This is a genomic window from Paenibacillus sp. RC21 (genome assembly GCF_044907935.1).
Lineage (GTDB): Bacteria > Bacillota > Bacilli > Paenibacillales > Paenibacillaceae > Paenibacillus > Paenibacillus terrae_A.
Genome location: NZ_JBIYCS010000005.1, coordinates 214,721 through 233,499, shown reverse-complemented (window position 1 = coordinate 233,499; position 18,779 = coordinate 214,721). Strand labels below are relative to the sequence as shown.

General features: G+C 46.4%; 18 protein-coding genes and 1 pseudogene. 10 read left to right on the top strand and 9 right to left on the bottom strand.

Annotated elements, in window-relative coordinates; all coding sequences use genetic code 11:
- The first annotated feature begins 7 nt into the window (after positions 1-7).
- The 5 genes from sdhB (at position 8) to ABIA61_RS18110 (ending at position 4,329) form a co-directional block, all read left to right on the top strand.
- Entirely contained in the window at positions 8-775 is a 768-nt protein-coding gene (gene sdhB / locus ABIA61_RS18130; protein ID WP_014277823.1) for a succinate dehydrogenase iron-sulfur subunit, read from the top strand.
- Between the two features lie 172 nt (positions 776-947).
- The gene (locus ABIA61_RS18125; protein WP_283653158.1) at positions 948-1,757 is read left to right on the top strand and encodes an AAC(3) family N-acetyltransferase; all 810 of its coding nucleotides are present in this window, start codon (positions 948-950) and stop codon (positions 1,755-1,757) included.
- Between the two features lie 88 nt (positions 1,758-1,845).
- The gene (locus ABIA61_RS18120) at positions 1,846-2,790 is read left to right on the top strand and encodes a metallophosphoesterase (RefSeq protein ID WP_404581100.1); all 945 of its coding nucleotides are present in this window, start codon (positions 1,846-1,848) and stop codon (positions 2,788-2,790) included.
- A 122-nt stretch (positions 2,791-2,912) separates the two neighbouring features.
- Positions 2,913-3,653, top strand: coding sequence for a metallophosphoesterase family protein (locus ABIA61_RS18115; protein WP_283653156.1), 741 nt, complete (start codon positions 2,913-2,915; stop codon positions 3,651-3,653).
- Between the two features lie 52 nt (positions 3,654-3,705).
- Positions 3,706-4,329: a GNAT family N-acetyltransferase gene (locus ABIA61_RS18110; RefSeq protein WP_283653155.1), complete on the top strand. Its 624-nt coding sequence runs from the start codon at positions 3,706-3,708 to the stop codon at positions 4,327-4,329.
- A 182-nt stretch (positions 4,330-4,511) separates the two neighbouring features.
- On the opposite strand, the gene ABIA61_RS18105 is transcribed toward ABIA61_RS18110, so the two are convergent.
- The 6 genes and pseudogenes from ABIA61_RS18105 to ABIA61_RS18080 all read right to left on the bottom strand — a co-directional run bounded on the left by ABIA61_RS18105 (position 4,512) and on the right by ABIA61_RS18080 (position 11,050).
- Positions 4,512-5,399 carry an NAD-dependent epimerase/dehydratase family protein gene (locus tag ABIA61_RS18105; RefSeq protein ID WP_404581099.1) on the bottom strand — a complete coding sequence of 296 codons (888 nt, stop codon included), beginning with the start codon at positions 5,397-5,399 and terminating at the stop codon, positions 4,512-4,514.
- Between the two features lie 196 nt (positions 5,400-5,595).
- Positions 5,596-5,769 (bottom strand): hypothetical protein, encoded by a 174-nt coding sequence (locus ABIA61_RS18100; protein WP_283653153.1) that lies wholly within the window; start codon positions 5,767-5,769, stop codon positions 5,596-5,598.
- Positions 5,770-6,028: 259 nt separating this feature from the next.
- Positions 6,029-6,517 carry a hypothetical protein gene (locus ABIA61_RS18095; protein ID WP_283653152.1) on the bottom strand — a complete coding sequence of 163 codons (489 nt, stop codon included), beginning with the start codon at positions 6,515-6,517 and terminating at the stop codon, positions 6,029-6,031.
- A gap of 1 nt (position 6,518) precedes the next feature.
- A pseudogene (locus ABIA61_RS18090) lies at positions 6,519-9,628 on the bottom strand (contractile injection system protein, VgrG/Pvc8 family).
- A 959-nt stretch (positions 9,629-10,587) separates the two neighbouring features.
- The gene (locus tag ABIA61_RS18085; RefSeq protein ID WP_283653150.1) at positions 10,588-10,800 is read right to left on the bottom strand and encodes a helix-turn-helix domain-containing protein; all 213 of its coding nucleotides are present in this window, start codon (positions 10,798-10,800) and stop codon (positions 10,588-10,590) included.
- A 34-nt stretch (positions 10,801-10,834) separates the two neighbouring features.
- The gene (locus ABIA61_RS18080) at positions 10,835-11,050 is read right to left on the bottom strand and encodes a helix-turn-helix domain-containing protein (protein ID WP_283653149.1); all 216 of its coding nucleotides are present in this window, start codon (positions 11,048-11,050) and stop codon (positions 10,835-10,837) included.
- A 153-nt stretch (positions 11,051-11,203) separates the two neighbouring features.
- On the opposite strand from ABIA61_RS18080, the gene ABIA61_RS18075 reads away from it, so the two are divergent.
- Positions 11,204-11,863 (top strand): hypothetical protein, encoded by a 660-nt coding sequence (locus ABIA61_RS18075; protein WP_283653148.1) that lies wholly within the window; start codon positions 11,204-11,206, stop codon positions 11,861-11,863.
- A 270-nt stretch (positions 11,864-12,133) separates the two neighbouring features.
- On the opposite strand, the gene ABIA61_RS18070 is transcribed toward ABIA61_RS18075, so the two are convergent.
- The 3 genes from ABIA61_RS18070 to ABIA61_RS18060 form a co-directional block, all read right to left on the bottom strand.
- Positions 12,134-12,874, bottom strand: coding sequence for a GTP pyrophosphokinase (locus tag ABIA61_RS18070; protein WP_283653147.1), 741 nt, complete (start codon positions 12,872-12,874; stop codon positions 12,134-12,136).
- A 114-nt stretch (positions 12,875-12,988) separates the two neighbouring features.
- Positions 12,989-13,798 carry a histidinol-phosphatase gene (locus ABIA61_RS18065; RefSeq protein WP_283653146.1) on the bottom strand — a complete coding sequence of 270 codons (810 nt, stop codon included), beginning with the start codon at positions 13,796-13,798 and terminating at the stop codon, positions 12,989-12,991.
- A 60-nt stretch (positions 13,799-13,858) separates the two neighbouring features.
- Complete coding sequence (locus ABIA61_RS18060) at positions 13,859-14,761, bottom strand: LysR family transcriptional regulator (protein WP_014277800.1); 903 nt, start codon at positions 14,759-14,761, stop codon at positions 13,859-13,861.
- Between the two features lie 427 nt (positions 14,762-15,188).
- On the opposite strand from ABIA61_RS18060, the gene ABIA61_RS18055 reads away from it, so the two are divergent.
- The 4 genes from ABIA61_RS18055 to ABIA61_RS18040 all read left to right on the top strand — a co-directional run bounded on the left by ABIA61_RS18055 (position 15,189) and on the right by ABIA61_RS18040 (position 18,778).
- Complete coding sequence (locus tag ABIA61_RS18055) at positions 15,189-15,647, top strand: chemotaxis protein CheX (protein WP_283653145.1); 459 nt, start codon at positions 15,189-15,191, stop codon at positions 15,645-15,647.
- A 39-nt stretch (positions 15,648-15,686) separates the two neighbouring features.
- Positions 15,687-16,466 carry an SDR family NAD(P)-dependent oxidoreductase gene (locus tag ABIA61_RS18050; protein WP_404581098.1) on the top strand — a complete coding sequence of 260 codons (780 nt, stop codon included), beginning with the start codon at positions 15,687-15,689 and terminating at the stop codon, positions 16,464-16,466.
- Between the two features lie 155 nt (positions 16,467-16,621).
- Positions 16,622-18,013 carry a DEAD/DEAH box helicase gene (locus tag ABIA61_RS18045; RefSeq protein ID WP_404581097.1) on the top strand — a complete coding sequence of 464 codons (1,392 nt, stop codon included), beginning with the start codon at positions 16,622-16,624 and terminating at the stop codon, positions 18,011-18,013.
- An 18-nt stretch (positions 18,014-18,031) separates the two neighbouring features.
- Positions 18,032-18,778: an ABC transporter ATP-binding protein gene (locus ABIA61_RS18040; protein WP_025685414.1), complete on the top strand. Its 747-nt coding sequence runs from the start codon at positions 18,032-18,034 to the stop codon at positions 18,776-18,778.
- The last annotated feature ends 1 nt before the right edge of the window (position 18,779 follow it).

Sequence of the window (18,779 nt, the reverse complement as noted above, 5' to 3'; positions counted from 1 at the left end):
GTATTAGATGTCGGAGCAAGCAGTGAAATCGGATAAAACCGTGAAGTTCGTTGTGACCCGTCAGGATGAACCTAATGCGAATCCATATACGGAAGAATTTGAGTTGGCTTATCGACCGGGGATGAATGTAATCAGTGCGTTGATGGAGATTCAGCGTAACCCGGTGGACAGCCATGGTAAAGAGACAGCCCCGGTATGCTGGGAGTCGAACTGCCTGGAGGAAGTGTGCGGAGCCTGCTCCATGGTGATTAACGGCAAGCCGCGTCAGGCCTGTGCCGCGCTTGTGGATAAGCTGGAGCAGCCGATTACCATCGCGCCGATGAGCACGTTTCCGGTTGTGCGGGATTTGGTCATCGACCGCAGCCGGATGTTTAACGCGCTCAAGAAGGTCAAAGCATGGATTCCAATTGACGGCACCTACGATCTGGGCCCAGGCCCCAGAATGGCAGAGAAGAAGCGTCAATGGGCGTATGAGCTGTCCAAGTGCATGACTTGCGGTGTCTGCCTGGAAGCTTGCCCGAATGTTAACGAGAAAACGACATTCATTGGACCTGCGGCGATATCTCAGGTTCGTCTGTTCAATAGTCATCCAACTGGGGAAATGAATCAGGAGGAGCGGCTGGATGCGTTGATGACGGACGACGGGCTGGAGGGCTGCGGTAACTCGCAAAACTGCGTACGTTCCTGCCCGAAGGGCATTCCGTTGACAACCTCCATTGCCGAAATGAACAAGCAAACGACCAAGCATATGTTCAAGCGCTGGTTGACCGTATAGCACTCGTCAGTGAATGCTTTATACAAAAACAGGCTTTTTCCCTGAACCGGAGAAAGCCTGTTTTTTGTGCTCAGGACAGATCGGAGTTATCGTGGAGGGAGGAGAGTGGGGCAGCAGTTATGGTATAATTATGGTATTGTGTATCGTTTTTGGAGAAAAGGAGGCTGGACAGGTGGCTGTACAACCGATGACGCGACGGCCTGTTACCGGGTCGGATGTGTTGAAGGGATTAAAGGAGCTGGGAGTTCAAAAAGGCATGACGCTGCTTGTGCACTCGTCGATGCGCAGCTTCGGCAGTTTTGTTCCGGGCGGGGCCTCTGCCATTCTTGCATCGTTAACCGAAGCCATTGGTCCGGAAGGGACGCTGGTCACGCCGACGCAATCCCATGATCTGACCGATCCGTCGACATGGATGAACCCGCCTCTGGATGAGTCATGGTGGGATCTTGTACGCGAGGAAATGCCCGTCTATGATCCGGCCTGGACACTGACCGGGGGGATGGGTGTCATTGTGGAAACGTTCCGTGGCCTGCCGGGAACATTGCGCAGCGGACACCCGCATGTTTCGTTTGCGGCCCGTGGACCTGCGGCTTCACACTTGCTGGAAGGGCATGAGCCTGATTTCGGGCTGGGTGAACATTCGCCACTGGCGAAGCTATATGAGGCAGACGCCTTCGTGCTGTTGCTGGGCTGCGGACATGAGAGCAACACGTCCTTTCATTTGGCGGAATACCGCACGGCGTACAATGGACGTGAAGAATCGACCCATCAGGCCCCGATGATGGTGGACGGGGAGAGAGCATGGGTCACTTTTCAGGATTTTAATATTACCTCAGATGATTTTGAGCAGCTGGGCCATGACTTTGAACGGGATTGCCCTGCGTGCTTTACACGGGTCAACATTGGAGAGGCCTTCTGTTTTTTAGCGAGGCAGCGCGATTTGGTAGACTATGCAGAACGATGGTTAGCCACCAACCGCTAGAGGGCTAAAAGCGTGAGATATTTGAACATTTGAATCATGAGATATCTGAACTGTACAATAGTTGAATAGATAGCAAGGGGGCACGCATATGGAGAAGACGCCGCAAACCCGCCGCGAGAGTCAGGATGGCTCACACGATGAGGCAGCTATCCCTCCCGGTTCTTCGCGGCGTTCCATTTCAAATGAGCCAGCCAATCCTTCGCGCCGCCGTTTTTTGAAAAAAGCCGCTTTAGCGACAGCCGGAACCGCGCTTTTTACTGGAGGATACGCTTCCTTATGGGAGCCTAATCATTTGGAGATTACACGTTTCACACTAGCTTTGCCCCGTCTGCCGTTGGCTTTTGACGGCATCAGGGTGGTGCATTTTAGTGATGTACATTTGGGCTTTCACATGGATGAGCAGGACCTGCGGGAGCTTGCGGATCGGATTGCAGGACTGGAGCCGGATTTGCTTTGTTTTACAGGTGATATTGTGGATGATTATGCCGTATCTATGAAAGCTGCTGTTCCGGTCATGGCCTCTATGCACGCCACACTCGGCAAATTCGCCATTCTCGGCAATCACGATTATAGAGGTTTACCAGCCGGGGTACAGGAGCTATATCCGAAAACCGGGTTTACGTTGCTGAGAAATGAACACGTGATTGTGGAGCGAGCAGGACAGCGAATGGCGATTGTCGGTTTAGAGGATGACATTATGGGCAAACCCAATCCACGGCGTGCCATCCACGGACTACCTGATGAGATGTGCAAGCTTCTGCTTATGCATGAGCCGGATTATGCGGATGTGGCGGCGAGAATGTCCTTTGATCTTCAGCTGTCGGGGCATACGCATGGAGGACAGGTGCGCTTGCCTGTCATGGGAGCGCCGATGCCGCCTCCGGGTGGACGCAAGTACATTCAGGGATTATTTCATGTAGGGACCGACAGAATGCCGCTGTATGTCAGCAGAGGCATTGGTATGACCAAGCTGCCGATTCGTGTGCTGTGCAGGCCGGAGCTGAGTGTCATTACACTGAAATCCGGTCAATAGGCTATTATATGTTTACCTTCATCAGCATCGGCTTGTAACTACTATCAGGATTATTTAAAATCCTCACATAAAAAGGGTTTAGTGTAGTATGTAGCTGTTTCGGACAAAGGAGTGATATTCAGATGGATCGTATTGCTGTCATTTCAGATATACATGGCAACTGGCCTGCCTGCGAGGCGGTGCTGGAGGATATTGCTTCCCGAGGGATTAGTCGTGTGTTTTGTTTGGGCGATCTGATCGGCAAAGGGCCTAGCCCGTGCGAGGTTCTGGAGGCTGTCCGTCAACATTGCGAGGTGGTGGTGCGTGGCAATTGGGATGAGCTGGTTAGCATTACGGATGATCTCAATTTTAGCTGGCAAGCCGAGCGCCTGGGCACAGAACGGCTACAGTATTTGGCAGAGCTACCGTTTCATCATGATTTCAGGATGAGTGGACGTCGTATCCGTCTGGTGCATGCTTCGCCGCAAAGTGTATATCATCGCGTGCAGCCATGGGATGAGCCGGAGAAAAGACTCGCCATGTTCGACCCGTTGGCCGAGGAAAGTGGAGAAGTTGCTTTTGCCCCGGATGTCGTGGGGTATGGAGATGTGCATAATGCCTTTATACAGCATTTTCAGGGCAAAACGCTTTTTAATGTCGGCAGTGTTGGCAATCCGCTGGATGTAACTCAGGCTTCCTACTGCATTTTGGAGGGGAACATGGGAGAAGAGAGTCCTACCCCTTTTTCTATCCAGTTTGTACGTGTGCCTTATGATATTGAGCTGGCGGTGAGACAGGCTGAGGAAGCAGACGTACCTTCTTTGCCGTATTATATCCGTGAGTTGCGCACAGGCATTTACCGGGGAATTCAGGACCTGGATTGAGTGTGCAACCTATTCGCTGCAAAAAGCCAATCCATCCGCAGGAGGGATCATTGTGCTGACCAGAGAAATGCTTCGTTCAGGGTCAGGGCTACCGGAGCTTTATACCGACCGTGTCCGGTTGCGCCAGCTACAAGCAAGGGATTACCCCGCGCTGGAACGGATGCTGTCCGATCCATTGGTTATCCGGTATGTGAACCGGATTCGCAAGCCAGCCGATGCGCGGATGCGGCGTCTGGTAGCGCAAATCAGAGTAGCTGCGGATTCCCTGGATTCCCTGCATTTTGCGGTGGAATGGCAGGGGGGAAATACAGCAGCAAACAACGAACCTGGCGAACTTAATGAACTCAATGAACGCAGCCACTCGCCGCTGCTCGGTATCGCTTCATTCCAGCAATGGAATGAAAAAGCAGGGGAGGCGCAGCTAGGCTATATTTTGGACCGTCCTTTCTGGGGACAAGGGCTGGCTACAGAGGTCGTGGAGGAAATGCTGAGATTTGGTTTTGGTGCTTTAAAGCTCAAGCGGATCGAGGGTCGTTGCCAAGAGGATAATCAGGCTTCTGTGCGTGTGCTGATCAAAAATAAGATGCGCCAGCTGCGCACAATCAGTGCCTATGATCATTCAGGAGAAGTGCCGAGTGTATTGGTGTTCTCGATTACCCAAGGGGATTATGCATAGAAATGGAAAAGGAATACTTTGTTACAGAGATGAAATATAACTGCAAACTAACTCTAACACAGGACGGGTACAATACAGACATGACCCCCTTTTGAATAATATATGTTGCTGGGACCCGAAGCTTCGGGTCCTCTTTTTTTGTCTTGTTTTTATTGTAGCTACGTGCGATTTACAAGTTACTACTATGATTCATAGGTACAGTTCAGGTCGCTTATCAGCTCAGGAAGCCATTCGGTCAGGGAAAGAAAGGAGTACCCCTCTGATCGGGCTTTAGTTGTATCCATGTACCACGATTGTGTAATACCGAATGGAGACATATGCTCGTCCGTTGTTTTTTCTTGAATCACGGCTTGTTTTCCAGTTACCTGCTCAATGGTGGAAATGAGTTCTCCAATCTTCACAGTACCGTCGGAGCAAGCATTTACGGGTCCTGTCAAATGAGATTGACCAAGCCAAAGCAGAAAATCTGCGGCTTCATCAGAACGGATAAACGAGATGTGCGCTGCCGGATTCGGTATGCCTATTTTTATTCCATCACGAACATGCTCAATATGAAAATGAAGTCTTCTCGTATAATCATCTGTTCCTAATACAATCGGAAAACGAACAGCGGCAACCGGGAACGTAGCTTGTTGCATGAAAACCGCTTCTGCCTGCCGTTTAGCCTCCTGATATGTAAAATCGCCCTGTCTGCCTTTGCGAACCGGGTAAGCCTGAGGATCGAAGATACTCTCGGTCAGCACTTCTGGACCTGGATCGTAGACGGATAAGCTGGAGGTCAGAATATACCGTTTGGCTTTAGCATCAAAAATGCGGCACGCTTCTCTGGCTTCATCTGGAGAAAAGCAAATATTATCGTAGACAACATCCCAAACCTGCTCACCTACCGCCTCAGCCAACGCTTCCGCATCGTTACGATCTGCAATAATCCGCTGAACGCTCTCACCGAACGAATCGCTTGTTTGACCTCTCGTGAGGATCGTAACGTTGTTCTCGGAATCCTCCACCAGACGTTCCACCAGCCTTTTGCCAAAAAAGCGCGTTCCACCTAATACAAGTATCTTTCTCATTCATGAATCACTCCTTAAGGGATTGGTTTTATTAAGGTAGACGGAATAATGTTCTCAAAGGAAACGGAACGATGAAAGGATTATTTTTCTATAATAATAGTACAAGAAAGGGTTCCGCATGAAAAAAATAAGATGGTCGATGTCTCCATCCTCCAGCTTGCGTTTCCTGACTTAGTTGATAGCCTATGGCTTCTTCTCATTCAGATAACAGATGTTGGATATCCTCGTCTTGGTTAATCTTGAATTGATCCATTTTGGTGAATAGATACTCATCTTCTGATGAACAAGAAGATTGTTGCTCACTGGCTAATTCCAACTGATAAAAACGTTGGCGTAATGCTTCTTGAAACCAATCTGGCCATTTTGACATAGCGCATTTCCCCTCCCGTTGTTGAAGTGTGTGTATGTTAACTCTGATGGGGAGGGATGGCAAGTTATTGTTTTAGAGTATTGAGGTTATTTCTTCCTCCTTTGAGCTTGGGCATGCCAAAAAGCTCATTCCTCACTTAAGGTTCAAGTTTGGAATAAGCTTTTGAAAGCTTCTCAAGTGTTCTTGTCAAGTTTTTTAGAGTATGGTTGGTTGTATTGAATGATTCTTTGTTTTTTTAAAACTCACATTTTTTTGACCATTAGAAAATTAGTTTTGGATTTTTATAACACCAGTCTGGGTCATAGGGTTGGGATTTTAATTTCTGCATATCCTCCCAACTGTAAACCCAATCATAATCTGCAACCCAGAAATAATCATCTGAGTTTAATTTGAGGTATTCATAAATGAACCGGAATACTAACGCTTCAACACCATAAACATCCTCAATACATCCTACTTGGTATAGTTTATTATTAGAATCTAGGCCTACATCTTCGTTATAGTAAAAATTAAGATTTGGGTTATCCGTTGAATCCACATAAAAAATAAACGAATAATTATTTTCTCGTACCATTCTATCATTGATATTCAATGTTGTAGAAAGAAGTTGTCCATTATTTCCAAAATTTTTACTGTTATGAAAGTTCAGCATCACATCTGCATGAAAAGTAGAAATAATTGAATCAGCTAAAAGTCGCTCAGGCGAATATTTTTTTTTACTCATTAATATATAGGCTGACGTTCCCATTCTACTTTAAAACCTCCTTCAACTCATCTAATGAGTTAACAATAGTAACTCCTTTAGATTTAATGTTTTCTAGCATTATTTTGTGTTCAGGTCCTAGATTAGTCATAGGTTTATCAATATACAAAATAACATTTTTCTTATCGGGATTAAAGAAATAGTCCTGGTTTGTATGAGTCAACTTATTAAATTGGTCGTCCTTTACCGCTTTAATTGATGCTTTGACTTCGATAATCGCATCTTTTGTAACTACATCTAAGTCACCAGCAGCTTCACCATTATCTTTTAAAACTTTCTGTCCAAACCCTGTTACTTCTTTTTCTTTTCTTACAAAATCTGCAACCTTTGCCTCAGTTGCTTTACCAACGTTTGAACTATCTAGAGCATTATCAATATCCCGATTAATATTTTTCGGATGTTGGTCAACCCAAGTTAATTCATTACCAGCAGGGTTTGTATATTTCGTCTTATTTCCATCCTTAACTATGCGACCAACATTAGTAATTTTCCCCACTCCCTCAATCTCTATCTCTTTATTAGGCTTCAGATTTGAGAGTTGGGGTGACTCTGTTTTTTCATTTATGATTTTAGGGCCTGGATGAACAGGTTCTTTAACTGGTGAATTTAGTATGGTTTTCGGCTTGAAAAATGAACCGGCTCCCTCAACGATCGCTGCTACACTAATGATATTGGACCAATGGTCTGGTGACAAAGGATCTTCAGGTGTCACAGCTCCACGTATAGCCTCTGTTATTCCAAATGTACCAAAATTGATAGCGTCACTACCAGAGTTACCTTGATTACGTGCACGCTCCATATAGGCTTGATACAATCCTTTAGGTATACCAAATGACCAATAATCTAAAAATTCACCAATGGAGTTTCCTTGATTTTGGTACCTTACGTTATTAGCCTGCTCTATGCCTTTGTATAATTCAACTAGGCTGTTTGCTGATTTTTTAGATGCATGTGCCTGCTCCATGGCTATTTGGCCTTTTACCATCTCACCATTACCCGTATGATCTAGATAACGATCCCACAAGGACTTAGGCTCCTCAACTTGTGGTTTCGGTTGTTGTGCCATGTAGCTGTCATAATTTGCTCTCCAGCGTTGTCTCAATTCCACAGGAATCTGCTGATAGGCATGAGCCATAGCATTCGACTCTTTCAGCAGGTTCTGAACCAGCTCCAGTGGGCCTCCAGAATTCGCTACATGACGCGCACTCGTATATGCTTTTCCTAAAATCCACTTGCTATAGTAAGCTTGTTTAGCTTGCTCATGCTCATAATGACTAATCAGTCCCTCAAGGGCTAAACCAGCCAAATATTTCAACGGATGAACTCCGCTTCCTTTACCGCTTCCTCCAACTGTAGGAGTTCCTTTACTACGAATAGGGATGGCTCCAGTTGCTTGTAACACCGTTGCCGCCACTTTACCTGCTGGCCCACCAACAGTATTCAACATTACACTGGCTACGTTCCCAACTATGGGAATGGAGCCTAATAGCTTGGATACCATACCCAACAAAGCATTGGCCTGTTGAAGCGCTGCTGGAGTCGTAACTTTTGCTTTAGGAGTAGGGGCTTGGCTGCTCTTGGCTGTTACGGTTTGTGCGGCCTCATATGCTTTGATGCTCATTAACGGCGGTTCAGGGACAGGAGGGAGGTCAGCTACGAAAACAGGAGCTTTCACTGTACCTTCCTGATATATCACTGGAGCATGGGTATCCGTCTCACCATCCAGCACCATGCTGCTGGCTCCACCTTTTAGATAAAGGGCTGTTCCAGCTTCTAACGACAGTTCCTCACCTGCATCCAGCTTCACATGACCACCCTGAATCTGTACATCCCCCGGACTGTTGATGGTGATGCCACCATCTTCATTTAGTGTAATTGAAAATCCATACGAGGTGGAAAGGGTCAGTTCTTGCTCAGACATTTCTACGCCGCTACCTTGCACATGTTGCCAAGCCTTCACATTCGGCTGTCCATGAGCGTGGCGTTGTTGTCGGAGGGAATCCGTTACATAGGCATCCTGTTCGCGGTGTGTAGGCAGATACAGTTCTACTTGTTCCCCGATCTCAGGCATATCGTACCAACCGCTATGTTCTTCGGCCACATATCGAGTCGCCACGGGAAACCAGCAGGCTTTGGCAGGGTCTTGCTTCGGGTCGATGTCGAGTTGAAGCTGTACGAAATCCTGCTGTATCTTGAGCACCGTTCCTGTCAGCGAAATCCCGGTGGCCTGATCGTTTTCATACCGGGCATAGCGAATATTCTGTTCCGCTTGGAGATCATAACGAGTACGCAGTAATCCATCCGCTAACGTTGTCACTGCCCGAACCACGACCAACTCTTTGCCTTGTCCGATGGGTAACGTGATGAGATCTCCTAGCGCATAGTATTGCAGACTTTCAATTGTATAGGTGACATACGAGCCAGCACGTTGTTCTCCGGGCTTTTCTGCATCCAGCTCATGAAACGTTTTCCGTACCCGATAAAACACATCCCGTTCCACTTTGTGCTGTTTGCCTTCTGGCATCCCGAAGAAAACCTTGGGTGAGGCTGCGGTTACCTCTGGCACAAGTACGGAGCCAAAGCGGGAAGCAAGACGCTTTAAAAAAGCCCAATCCGTCTCCTCATATTGTAAAACAAAAGTATCCAGTTTGGCATAATTAGTTACGGTATCAATGGCGTCTCCCCATACTGATACTTTCGAACCATCGCGGTGACCAGATCATCATAGGTACGGTGAATATCCTGATAGGAACGTTTTTTCAGCTTGATATCCATCTGATACGAATGGGAAGCAGCCTTCAGTTCAAAGGTATATACTCCACGTGTGCAATTCACAGACATTTGCGTAACGATCCCGTGGAACAGTCTTCTCAGCGATTGTCCCTGATCATCCAATTGACGAATCACAATCGGCTCTTGCTCCATATTTTGTCCGATGCATGCGGCTCCCTGTTCTTCGGAGAGCATACCACTGATATGTAAAAAGGTATGATCGTTGATGGCACGTGTTATTTGAAGTTGTTCAATATGTTGTGGCTGAAAGGGACCATAAAAGCGTAGGCTTTCATATCCGATTCCATCTGACAATACGCTCAAGTGAGTTCATGACTCCTTTCTAAGATGTGATGGCTGATTACAAAAGTAAAGTGCAGCATTTTTAATTCGGGTCTGACGAATAGAAGAAATGGATGGATACAACTTTGAGTTAAGACCCATATGTATCACTGAGTTTGTTGGGTACAAAACGTTCTTATTCGGATACAGATGTTCCGAGTAAGCTTTCATTCAAGGTACAAAAGGGTAAGAGGTGATATTTATTAAACAGTCCAGCATATGTATTTATCGGTTAAAAGAGAGATTTAGTTTACAGAATGAGCCATTTATTGGTGTATTTACTATGTTAAATAATGGAATGTAGAAAGCTGATAGTAATTTTGGGCAATTGCCTTTCAAAGTCAAGAACATGGCTGATTTAATCGTGATCATGGATTCCGGTAAATTAATACAGGCTCATATGGAATCAGTGGGATCAATAGAAGTGAAGTGAAGGGAGAACGGGCATCATCTGGAAAAAGGGGTGTTGTGAGAAAGAGTGGCTTTTGATAGTGTAGGTAATATATATAATAAAAAGGAATATATCCCTTTTTATCGTCTCGACACATGTAGTAAAAAGGAAGAAAGTATCCTTGTTTAGATCTGGATGTGTTTACTTATTTTTCACTAACTTTACCGAAATATGATACTTGGTGGCGCCTGATGAGTATGTTTCGTTTTCTATTTTTGCTCAAGTAACGGAGGGCATGACGGGAGTGGATCTGGAAGAGATTTGTAAAAGATCAGAGCTATGCTTGCAATTAAGAAATGTGTTGAGTAGTATCCCGAAAAAGATTCTCATGCTTCAATGTCGAGCAATGCCATTTTAGGCTTGCTCGTTGCAATTTGAGTTTGAATAATCCTAAAGTAGTAATTTAATTGATTTAATAACACGCCTGCTTCTTCAATTACATCACACATGGAGTTTATTTAATCCTTCCAGTTATCCCTGTATAATTTCTCTACTCAGTCTCATCGAATTGCATTAATTCTGATATGTCCTTAATATCTAAAGCGATGGCGATCCTTGTTAGCATAGCTAAATTCACTTCTTCCCGAGCATTTCTGCATAATTCCGATACTGCAGCTTGCCGGACATTTGCCATTTTTGCTAATTGTAACTGAGTGATGCCTCTTTCTTTCATAACGTCTTTAAGTTTTATGATCAGTTCCATCTTAGATTTATCTCCTAACTTGAATTGAGAGCAATTAGTTTTCTTCTTCTAACTGGATTAATTCTGATAAATCCGTAATATTCAAAGCATGAGCAATTTTTTCGATTACGGGAAAGCTAATTTCTTGTCTTGCATTACGACACATGTCAGAAATCGTGGCTTGGCGGATTCCTGTTAATTGAGACAGCTTTGTCTGAGTGATCCCTTTATTTTTCATGACAATATGTAGCTTTAATTTAACCTTCAGCAAATCTAAAACCTCCGTTGACATTATACTATCCAAAGTATATACTAAGGAACGTATAATAATGATTTACATACTATTTATCTTAACAAGGGGATATGCATCATATCCTTGGCTTTACTATTGCCATTTTACCAAAAAGAACCGGGGGAAATACATATGACTACACTAGGAAACAAACTCAACAAACAGCACATTCTGGACATTGTTCGCATGGAACCAGTTTGGCCGCAAGAAGTGGGGAGCGATGACCAAGAGATACATTATTATCACATCACTGATGCTCTGAACCGTAAATGGCAAACGATTGGCTATAATGTCTCGGACGCTATTGAAGTGTTTGAGACAGGAAAGACTGATATGTGGACACGAATCATAAAGCCAGCCCCGTTTAACCCCAAATTGAGCACGAACGATCTCATTCAAATGTTTCATATCAGCCCCGAAGATGAGCACATCCGTAACGCTATGCAAATCATACTGAACTCGGTTGAAAGGCGCAATGAATTCATTGCCCGTTCTATTTATATTAACGAACAAGACACTTTTAATCTACTCTGCAATATGAAGGGTGAATATCTTCGGTATCATCAGCTTACAGACGAGGAATTTATGGACTTGTATGTTGCAAATCCTATTGAAGCCTTATCTGTATATTTTCTGGAGTCCGTAGACATCCATCTGTATTGGGAGTGGGCAGGGGTAGGAGGTACGTGTGAGAAGGCTATTCAATATAAACAGGAGGAACCTGAAATAACTTTGATTCAAGTGATTGAGAGGGCTGAGGACGAAGTCGACCGATATGTATCCGGTTATTAACTGTTTACTGAGGAGGAGTGCGTATGTACAGAACGGGAAGATTAATTAACGGCAAACTGTTTCTAAAGACACTTGGAGGTGATTGGATCAGCCTACAGATGCTTATTGATAATCAATTTTATAGAGGTGTCGAATATGCGTAAGCGTTCGCCTTTGCAATGGGATTCTATCCTTTAAAGGGCTTATACAAACCTGAGAATCCCGTTGCAACAGCGATCGTAAGATCAAATCATTCGCGTAGCGATGAAATCACTAACGAAGCCTGTCCAATTACTCTCCGAGCAGCTTCAAAAAGTTGGCTGGCACCGAAAATTGCTGATTATTAATGATAATCTTCCGAATCTCTTCAATAGAGTCTTCTTCACCTTGGGCGTCTTTAATCTCTTTAATTTCACGGTGGAGACGTTCCATTTGGAGGTCAAGCGCATTGGCTGAATCTGCCGCATTTTTTAATTCGCGTGTCAGGCTTTCAGGAACGGACTGGTTGTATTTATAAAAGATTTTATGCTCCAGACTGGCCCAGAAATCCATCGCAATCGTCCGAATTTGTACCTCTACGCAGACCAGCTCCTGGCAGTCGGACATGAATACAGGAACCTGGATCAACAGATGCAGACTTTGGTAACCGTTTGGTTTGGGATTTTTGATGTAATCCTTGACCTCCAGCACCTTCAAATCACTTTGTCTCTGTAACATGTCACTTACATCATAAATGTCCGAAATAAAAGAGCAGGTAATGCGTAGTCCCGCGATATCCTTAATGTTATCCTTGACGGCAGCAAGGGAAAGCTCACTATTTTTACGAAGCATTTTGTTCATGATGCTCTCAGGGGATTTGAGGCGCGATTTGGTATGCTCAATAGGGCTATAATCGTGCAACGCCTGAAATTCCTGCTTTAGTATTTCAATCTTGGTTTCCATTTCGTCGAGTGCAAATTTATAGATCAGCATAAAACGCGTGATATCGTGCTTTAGCTTTTTGATCTTGTCCATCGGGTCTTCCAGATACATATGTAATTCTCCTCACACATAGATGTCGTAAAATGTAAATAATATTTAAAATAATGGAGCCGTGCGGTTTAAGGTGGTTGGCAGCGAAGCGGCAATTCCCACCCTAAACAAATTTTAAAGCGGCACCGAAATTTTACGTTTTTGTTTAAAATAAACCCATTCGCGGAAGCCAATATCCTTCAGCATCGCCTTCACTTCGTCCCAATCATCGCCTACCCGAGCAGGTTTATGGGCATCTGAACCAAAAGTGACCTCTACGCCAAAATGATGCGCTCTTTCTAAAATAGGAACGGACGGGTACCATCCGCCACTGAGCTTGGTTTTGCCTGATGTGTTAATTTCAATGGCAACATCGGATTCTGCAATCACTTTCAAGGTTTCATCAATCGCTTCATCGGCAGGAATATCTGAGAAAGCCGGGAAATTCCCCTTCATCGCGTCGATATGACCCAAAATCTGAAACATACCGCTCCGCGCAGATTCCTGAATGAGTGCATAGTAAGCTTGTTTGACCTCGATTTTGCGTGCATCACTTACGTCATTCCAACGGCTACGATTAAAAATGCTGTCTCCCTCAACGTTGTGGATCGACCCAATGAGGTAGTCGAACGGATAAGGGGCCAGGGTGGAACGGTACAGTTCTGCAAAATCAGGAAAATAATCTGTTTCCAATCCGAGCAGCACGTCAATACGGCCTTCGTATTCCTTCTGTAGCTGCTGTACCTCTTCTACGTACTCGGCAAGCTGTGATTTCGCCATATAAATTTTCGGAAAAGCCTGATCCTGCTCGCTGCATAAGAAGGGGGAGTGGTCTGAAATACCAATTGCCTGTAAACCGGACTGAATGCCTGCTTCGATATAGTCCCGAATATTGCCGTCTGCATGACCGCAGCGGAAATGATGGGTGTGCAGATCAAATTTCATAGGATGTCGTCCTCTCGTATTTAAGGTTTGTATTTCGTATGGTGTTTCTAGCGGAGTGCGCTATTCAGAACTGATAAAATTGGTTTCCGGCATACCCTTTAGATCGCTTAGAAACTGCTGCATAGCGGAGTTCAGATATCGGCCGGATTTATAAATGACTCCCACCGGATGGCTAACCTCCAGCTCGGTAATCTGGATCATTTTCAATGTACCCGCACGTAGCTCGGGAGTGACCGACAGCCTGGATATAATGGCAGCGCCCAGATTGATCTCGACCATCCGTTTGACTTCCTCGCTGCTGGACAATTCGATCACGACATGAGGCACAATTTGGTGTTTTTTAAATACATCGTCCACGAATTTTCGTCCTACCGTATCGGGTGAGAGCAGAATAAGTGGAATTTCCCGAAGGGCTTCAATGGTAGCATGCGGTTGGGAGGCCAGCGGATGAGTGGGCGATACGACAAGCTCAAAGGAATCGTAATACAAAATCGAAGTGCTCAAATTTGGATTACGTTCGATCAAGTAACCGATGCCAACATCAATAAGCCCGTTTTCCACCTGTTGATAAATCATGGAGGAAGCCATGGATTGAATGGAGGTTTTGATGAGCGGGAATTGATCCTGAAAGTAGGAAAGTACACGTGGTAAAATTTGAATGGCGATGGACGTCGTAGTGCCCAGCGCAATATGACCCTGCGGCGTTTCGTTCAGATCGTACAATTTTTGTCGTAGTTCCTCGACAACACTCAAGATCCGCTCTGCATGTTCCAAAAAAACAGCCCCTCGGTCGGTCAGGGTGACGGGTTGGTTGCGGTCGATCAGAATGGTCTTGAACTCGTCCTCCAGACTTTTGATTTGGGCGGATACCGCCGGCTGCGTCAAATTGAGAAGTTCTCCGGCTTTGCGGAAGCTCATCGTTTTGGAAATCATGATAAGTGTTTCAAGTTGACTGATGTTCATGAAGTTCCTCCTCTCTTTTCTTAATTCTGTCGCAGCAGCACAGCCTGAGGATTTTTCACAAATCCACATGTGCATATGTAAAACCATCGTTATGCTTATTTCATTAAATTATAGGTTATTCGAGCGGGAAGGGCAATGAATCGAAGCAGAACACGGTGAAGTATGGTATATTGGAAAATAAAGACTAAAGTCCTGCTATACATCAAAAGTAACCCATTTGAATTCGATGGAAAGCAATGGAATAGGACATTATTCACATTTTTTGTGATTCGGCTATAAAAAATTGCTGGATAGCTGTCGATAAGTGATAGAGAGAGTATTTTACTGAAGGTTGATTCGTTATGCATCATTTTGAAAAATAAAATTCTAATTAAAATGGGACTTTTGTTGTGTGTCTAAAAGCCCATCGTAAAGGGGCGCAATGATCGTGAAGGCAGAAGTGATAAATCCTTTTTTGGAGTCGGCGCGGCGGGTCATTGAACAATTGATCCAAATCTCTCCCTCACCCGGCGATCTCGGTGTGAAAAATGTCGAGCTGGTGGAAGACCATATTTGGATTATGATCGGGATGACCGGACAGCTTAGCGGAAATATTGTGTTCGGCCTGAATGAACAGGTAGCGTTGCGCATGGTTTCGGCGATGATGGGCGGATTCGTTTTGACTGAAATTGATGAGATGGGCAAAAGCGCCATTTCGGAATTGGGCAATATGATCAGCGGTAATGCCAGCACGATTTTGTCCAATCAGGGGATTGTAGTCGACATTACGCCTCCGCAGGTCATGAAGTCGGAAAACTTGACCTCCTTCGTACCTCAGCGTGCCCTTTATATTCCGCTTACGATGGAAGGAATCGGTGAGCTGGATATTCAGGTGATGATCTCTTAATATTAAAGAAGCAGGTTTCTTTAATATGGAGGGATGACCATGAGTACATTGCAAAACAAGGTGGTTGTCATTACAGGGGCATCCAGTGGAATTGGCGCCCTTTGCGCACGGTTGCTGAGCGAAAAGGGCGCGATTCCTATTTTGACAGCGCGTTCGCAGGAACGGTTGGAGCAAGTGTCGGCGGGAATTAGCGGCAGGCATGAGCTGATCCCTCTGGATGTCACTCGTCAGGAGCAGGTAGAGGCCGTGGCTGCCCGTGTGATGGAGCAGTACGGACGGGTCGATATTTTGCTCAACAACGCAGGTTACGGGAAGTTTGAGTATTTTCATGAGACAGACCTGACAGAGTTTGAACAAATGATGGATGTGAACTATATGGGTGCTGTCCGTTGTATCAAGGCGTTTCTGCCGCAAATGACGGCAAGAGGTACAGGTCAGATCGTCAATGTGGCATCCATGGCGGGAAAAATCGGGACAGCCAAATCGTCCTCCTACACAGCAACGAAGCATGCGCTGCTAGGGTTCAGCAATGCGCTTCGGCAGGAGCTGCGCGGGAGCGGAGTTACGGTAACGACGATTAATCCCGGACCGATTGACACGCCGTTTTTTGACCTCGCTGATCCTTCGGGCGGATATGTCCGTAATGTAGGCTGGTTTATGCTAAAGCCGGACAAGGTGGCGCAGCACATCGTGAGAGCGATGGAGCTTCGCAAGGAGGAGGTTAATCTGCCACGGTGGATATCTCCTTTTCTCAAGCTGTATCAGCTTGCTCCCAGACTGACCGACAGGCTGGGCCATGGCGTGATGAACAAAAAATAAAGGATGTCCCGCAAGCCATGTGATGGTGGAGGGACATCTTTTTTTTGTTATTTCGTAGCAAAGGAGGGCGGGACTAAATATCTGCATTTGGTTGCAGGGCTGTTTTCGCATATAATGGAGAGTAACGAATTTACGTATAGGGGTTGGACCTTTTCATGACATTGAATTTTGAATCGCTCGGCGTTGAACAAGACCTGTTGACCAAGCTGGCTGAGCATGAGATTACGCAGCCTTCGCCAGTTCAGGCGCAGGCTATACCAGAAATGATCAAGGGCAGGCATGTATTGGCGCGTTCGCAGACCGGCACAGGGAAGACGCTGGCTTATTTGCTGCCGCTGCTGCAAGCCATTGACCCGCAGAAAAAGGCTACGCAAAAGCTGGTCCTGGCTCCCAGTCAGGAGCTGGCGATGCAAATTGTACGCGAAGGTCAGCGTTATGGGGAGCATCGCGGCATCCGTGTACTCGGCCTGATCGGTGGAGCGGCAGTCAAGCGCCAGATCGAGAAGCTGAAGGACCATCCGCAGCTTGTGGTTGGCACACCGGGACGTGTACGGGAACTTATCGCTTCCAAGAAGCTGAAAATGCACAACATTACAACCATCGTCATCGATGAGGTGGATCAGATGTTCCAGCTCGGGGGAGCAGGCGATGTCACGAACATCTTGGGCACTGCCCAGCGTGACCGTCAGTTAGTATTTTTGTCCGCGACGCTGAACGACGAAATTCAAGCGTTGGCAAAGCGGGAAATGCAGGATTACGTGGAAATCGGGATTGATCCTGACCAGAAGACGGCCAGCGGTTTGGAACACTACTACTTTGTATCCGAAGAACGGGATAAGGTGGACATGCTGCGCCGACTGGTGCGTCATTTTAATCCGAGAAAAGCACTGGTGTTCGTCAATACAACCAATGCCATCGGGGAGATTGAGGCCAAGCTCAAGCATATGGGACTGACTACAGCATCCCTGTACGGTGATGCGGACAAAGTTACACGTACCAACGTGCTGGCCCAGTTTCGTGCGGACAAGCTCAAGGTGCTGATTGCTTCCGATGTGGCAGCCCGTGGTCTGGATATTGAGGGACTGGAGATGGTGATCCATTTTGATCCGGCTACGGACAGTCAGGCTTATGTTCACCGTGCAGGACGGACCGGACGAATGGGACGTAAAGGATTGGTTGCGTCGGTTGTTACCGACCGTGAAACATTCATCATGCGTAAATTTTCCCGTGAACTGGGCATCGACATTGCGGAGCGTGCGTTGCACGGAGGCCGGGTTGTCGTGCCGCGTCCGGTGGATGCCAAGCGAGCGCCTGCAAGGCCATCCGAAGCCAGACCTACTTCTGACGGAGCACCAGTGGAAAGCCGCAAGGCACCTGCCCGCGGTGAGAACGGTCGTCCTGGCAGAACTGCGGCAAATAGCTCGGCTCCAGGCAAGAGCAAAGGAGCAGCTTTGTCCAAAGCAGGGAAAGCGCAGCGCGAGCGTGATCGTAAAAATAAGGGAGCACCAAGATGGCTGAAGGAAAAAGGGTCAAAACCGAACGGATAAGTGAGAAGAGGGGGAGCCATGGAACAACAGCCTGTATTGCAAATTAATGGACTGACAGGCGGATACAGCGCCAAGCGCCCGGTGCTGCACCAGATTTCTCTGGATGTAAAGCCGGGCGAAATGGTGGGGCTGATCGGTCTGAACGGAGCCGGGAAAAGTACGACGATGAAGCATATTTTGGGACTGATGACACCGCAGGCGGGAGAAATCCGCGTGCAGGGACATAAGCAGGCGGAAAATCCCGAGCAGTATCAGGGAGCCATTGCTTTTGTACCCGAGTCTCCAGAGCTGTATCCCGAAATGACCGTGATGGAGCATATGGAATTCACCGCCAGAGCGTATGGAGTCAGTGAAGCTGATTTCCGCACCCGCAGTGACCAAATGCTGGACTTGTTCCGTATGCGGGATAAGAGCGGAAGCATGTCGATGCATCTTTCCAAAGGGATGCGCCAGAAAGTGATGATTATGTGCGCATTTTTGGCGGGGCCGCCGCTGTATGTGATTGATGAGCCATTTTTGGGTCTGGACCCGCTCGGTATTCGTTCCCTGCTTGATTTTATGCTGGAAATGAAGCGCTCGGGCTCGTCCATTTTACTTAGTTCTCATATTTTGTCCACGATTGAAAATTATTGTGATCGTTTCATTGTGCTTCATCAGGGTGCCATCATTGCACAGGGCACGCTGGACGAAGTGACAGCACAGGCGGGTAAGCCGGGCATGCCGCTGGAAGATGCATTTTATGAGCTGGTACAGGGCAGGGAATGAG

What these genes read in the sequence shown, in the direction of transcription:
- ABIA61_RS18050 (WP_404581098.1), top strand. Translation starts at nt 15,687, where the DNA reads ATGAGTACATTGCAAAACAAGGTGGTTGTCATTACAGGGGCATCCAGT.
- ABIA61_RS18040 (WP_025685414.1), top strand. Translation starts at nt 18,032, where the DNA reads ATGGAACAACAGCCTGTATTGCAAATTAATGGACTGACAGGCGGATAC.
- ABIA61_RS18085 (WP_283653150.1), bottom strand. Translation starts at nt 10,800, where the DNA reads ATGGAACTGATCATAAAACTTAAAGACGTTATGAAAGAAAGAGGCATC.
- ABIA61_RS18060 (WP_014277800.1), bottom strand. Translation starts at nt 14,761, where the DNA reads ATGAACATCAGTCAACTTGAAACACTTATCATGATTTCCAAAACGATG.
- ABIA61_RS18105 (WP_404581099.1), bottom strand. Translation starts at nt 5,399, where the DNA reads ATGAGAAAGATACTTGTATTAGGTGGAACGCGCTTTTTTGGCAAAAGG.
- ABIA61_RS18045 (WP_404581097.1), top strand. Translation starts at nt 16,622, where the DNA reads ATGACATTGAATTTTGAATCGCTCGGCGTTGAACAAGACCTGTTGACC.
- ABIA61_RS18100 (WP_283653153.1), bottom strand. Translation starts at nt 5,769, where the DNA reads ATGTCAAAATGGCCAGATTGGTTTCAAGAAGCATTACGCCAACGTTTT.
- ABIA61_RS18120 (WP_404581100.1), top strand. Translation starts at nt 1,846, where the DNA reads ATGGAGAAGACGCCGCAAACCCGCCGCGAGAGTCAGGATGGCTCACAC.
- ABIA61_RS18095 (WP_283653152.1), bottom strand. Translation starts at nt 6,517, where the DNA reads ATGGGAACGTCAGCCTATATATTAATGAGTAAAAAAAAATATTCGCCT.
- ABIA61_RS18065 (WP_283653146.1), bottom strand. Translation starts at nt 13,798, where the DNA reads ATGAAATTTGATCTGCACACCCATCATTTCCGCTGCGGTCATGCAGAC.
- sdhB (WP_014277823.1), top strand. Translation starts at nt 8, where the DNA reads ATGTCGGAGCAAGCAGTGAAATCGGATAAAACCGTGAAGTTCGTTGTG.
- ABIA61_RS18070 (WP_283653147.1), bottom strand. Translation starts at nt 12,874, where the DNA reads ATGTATCTGGAAGACCCGATGGACAAGATCAAAAAGCTAAAGCACGAT.
- ABIA61_RS18115 (WP_283653156.1), top strand. Translation starts at nt 2,913, where the DNA reads ATGGATCGTATTGCTGTCATTTCAGATATACATGGCAACTGGCCTGCC.
- ABIA61_RS18075 (WP_283653148.1), top strand. Translation starts at nt 11,204, where the DNA reads ATGACTACACTAGGAAACAAACTCAACAAACAGCACATTCTGGACATT.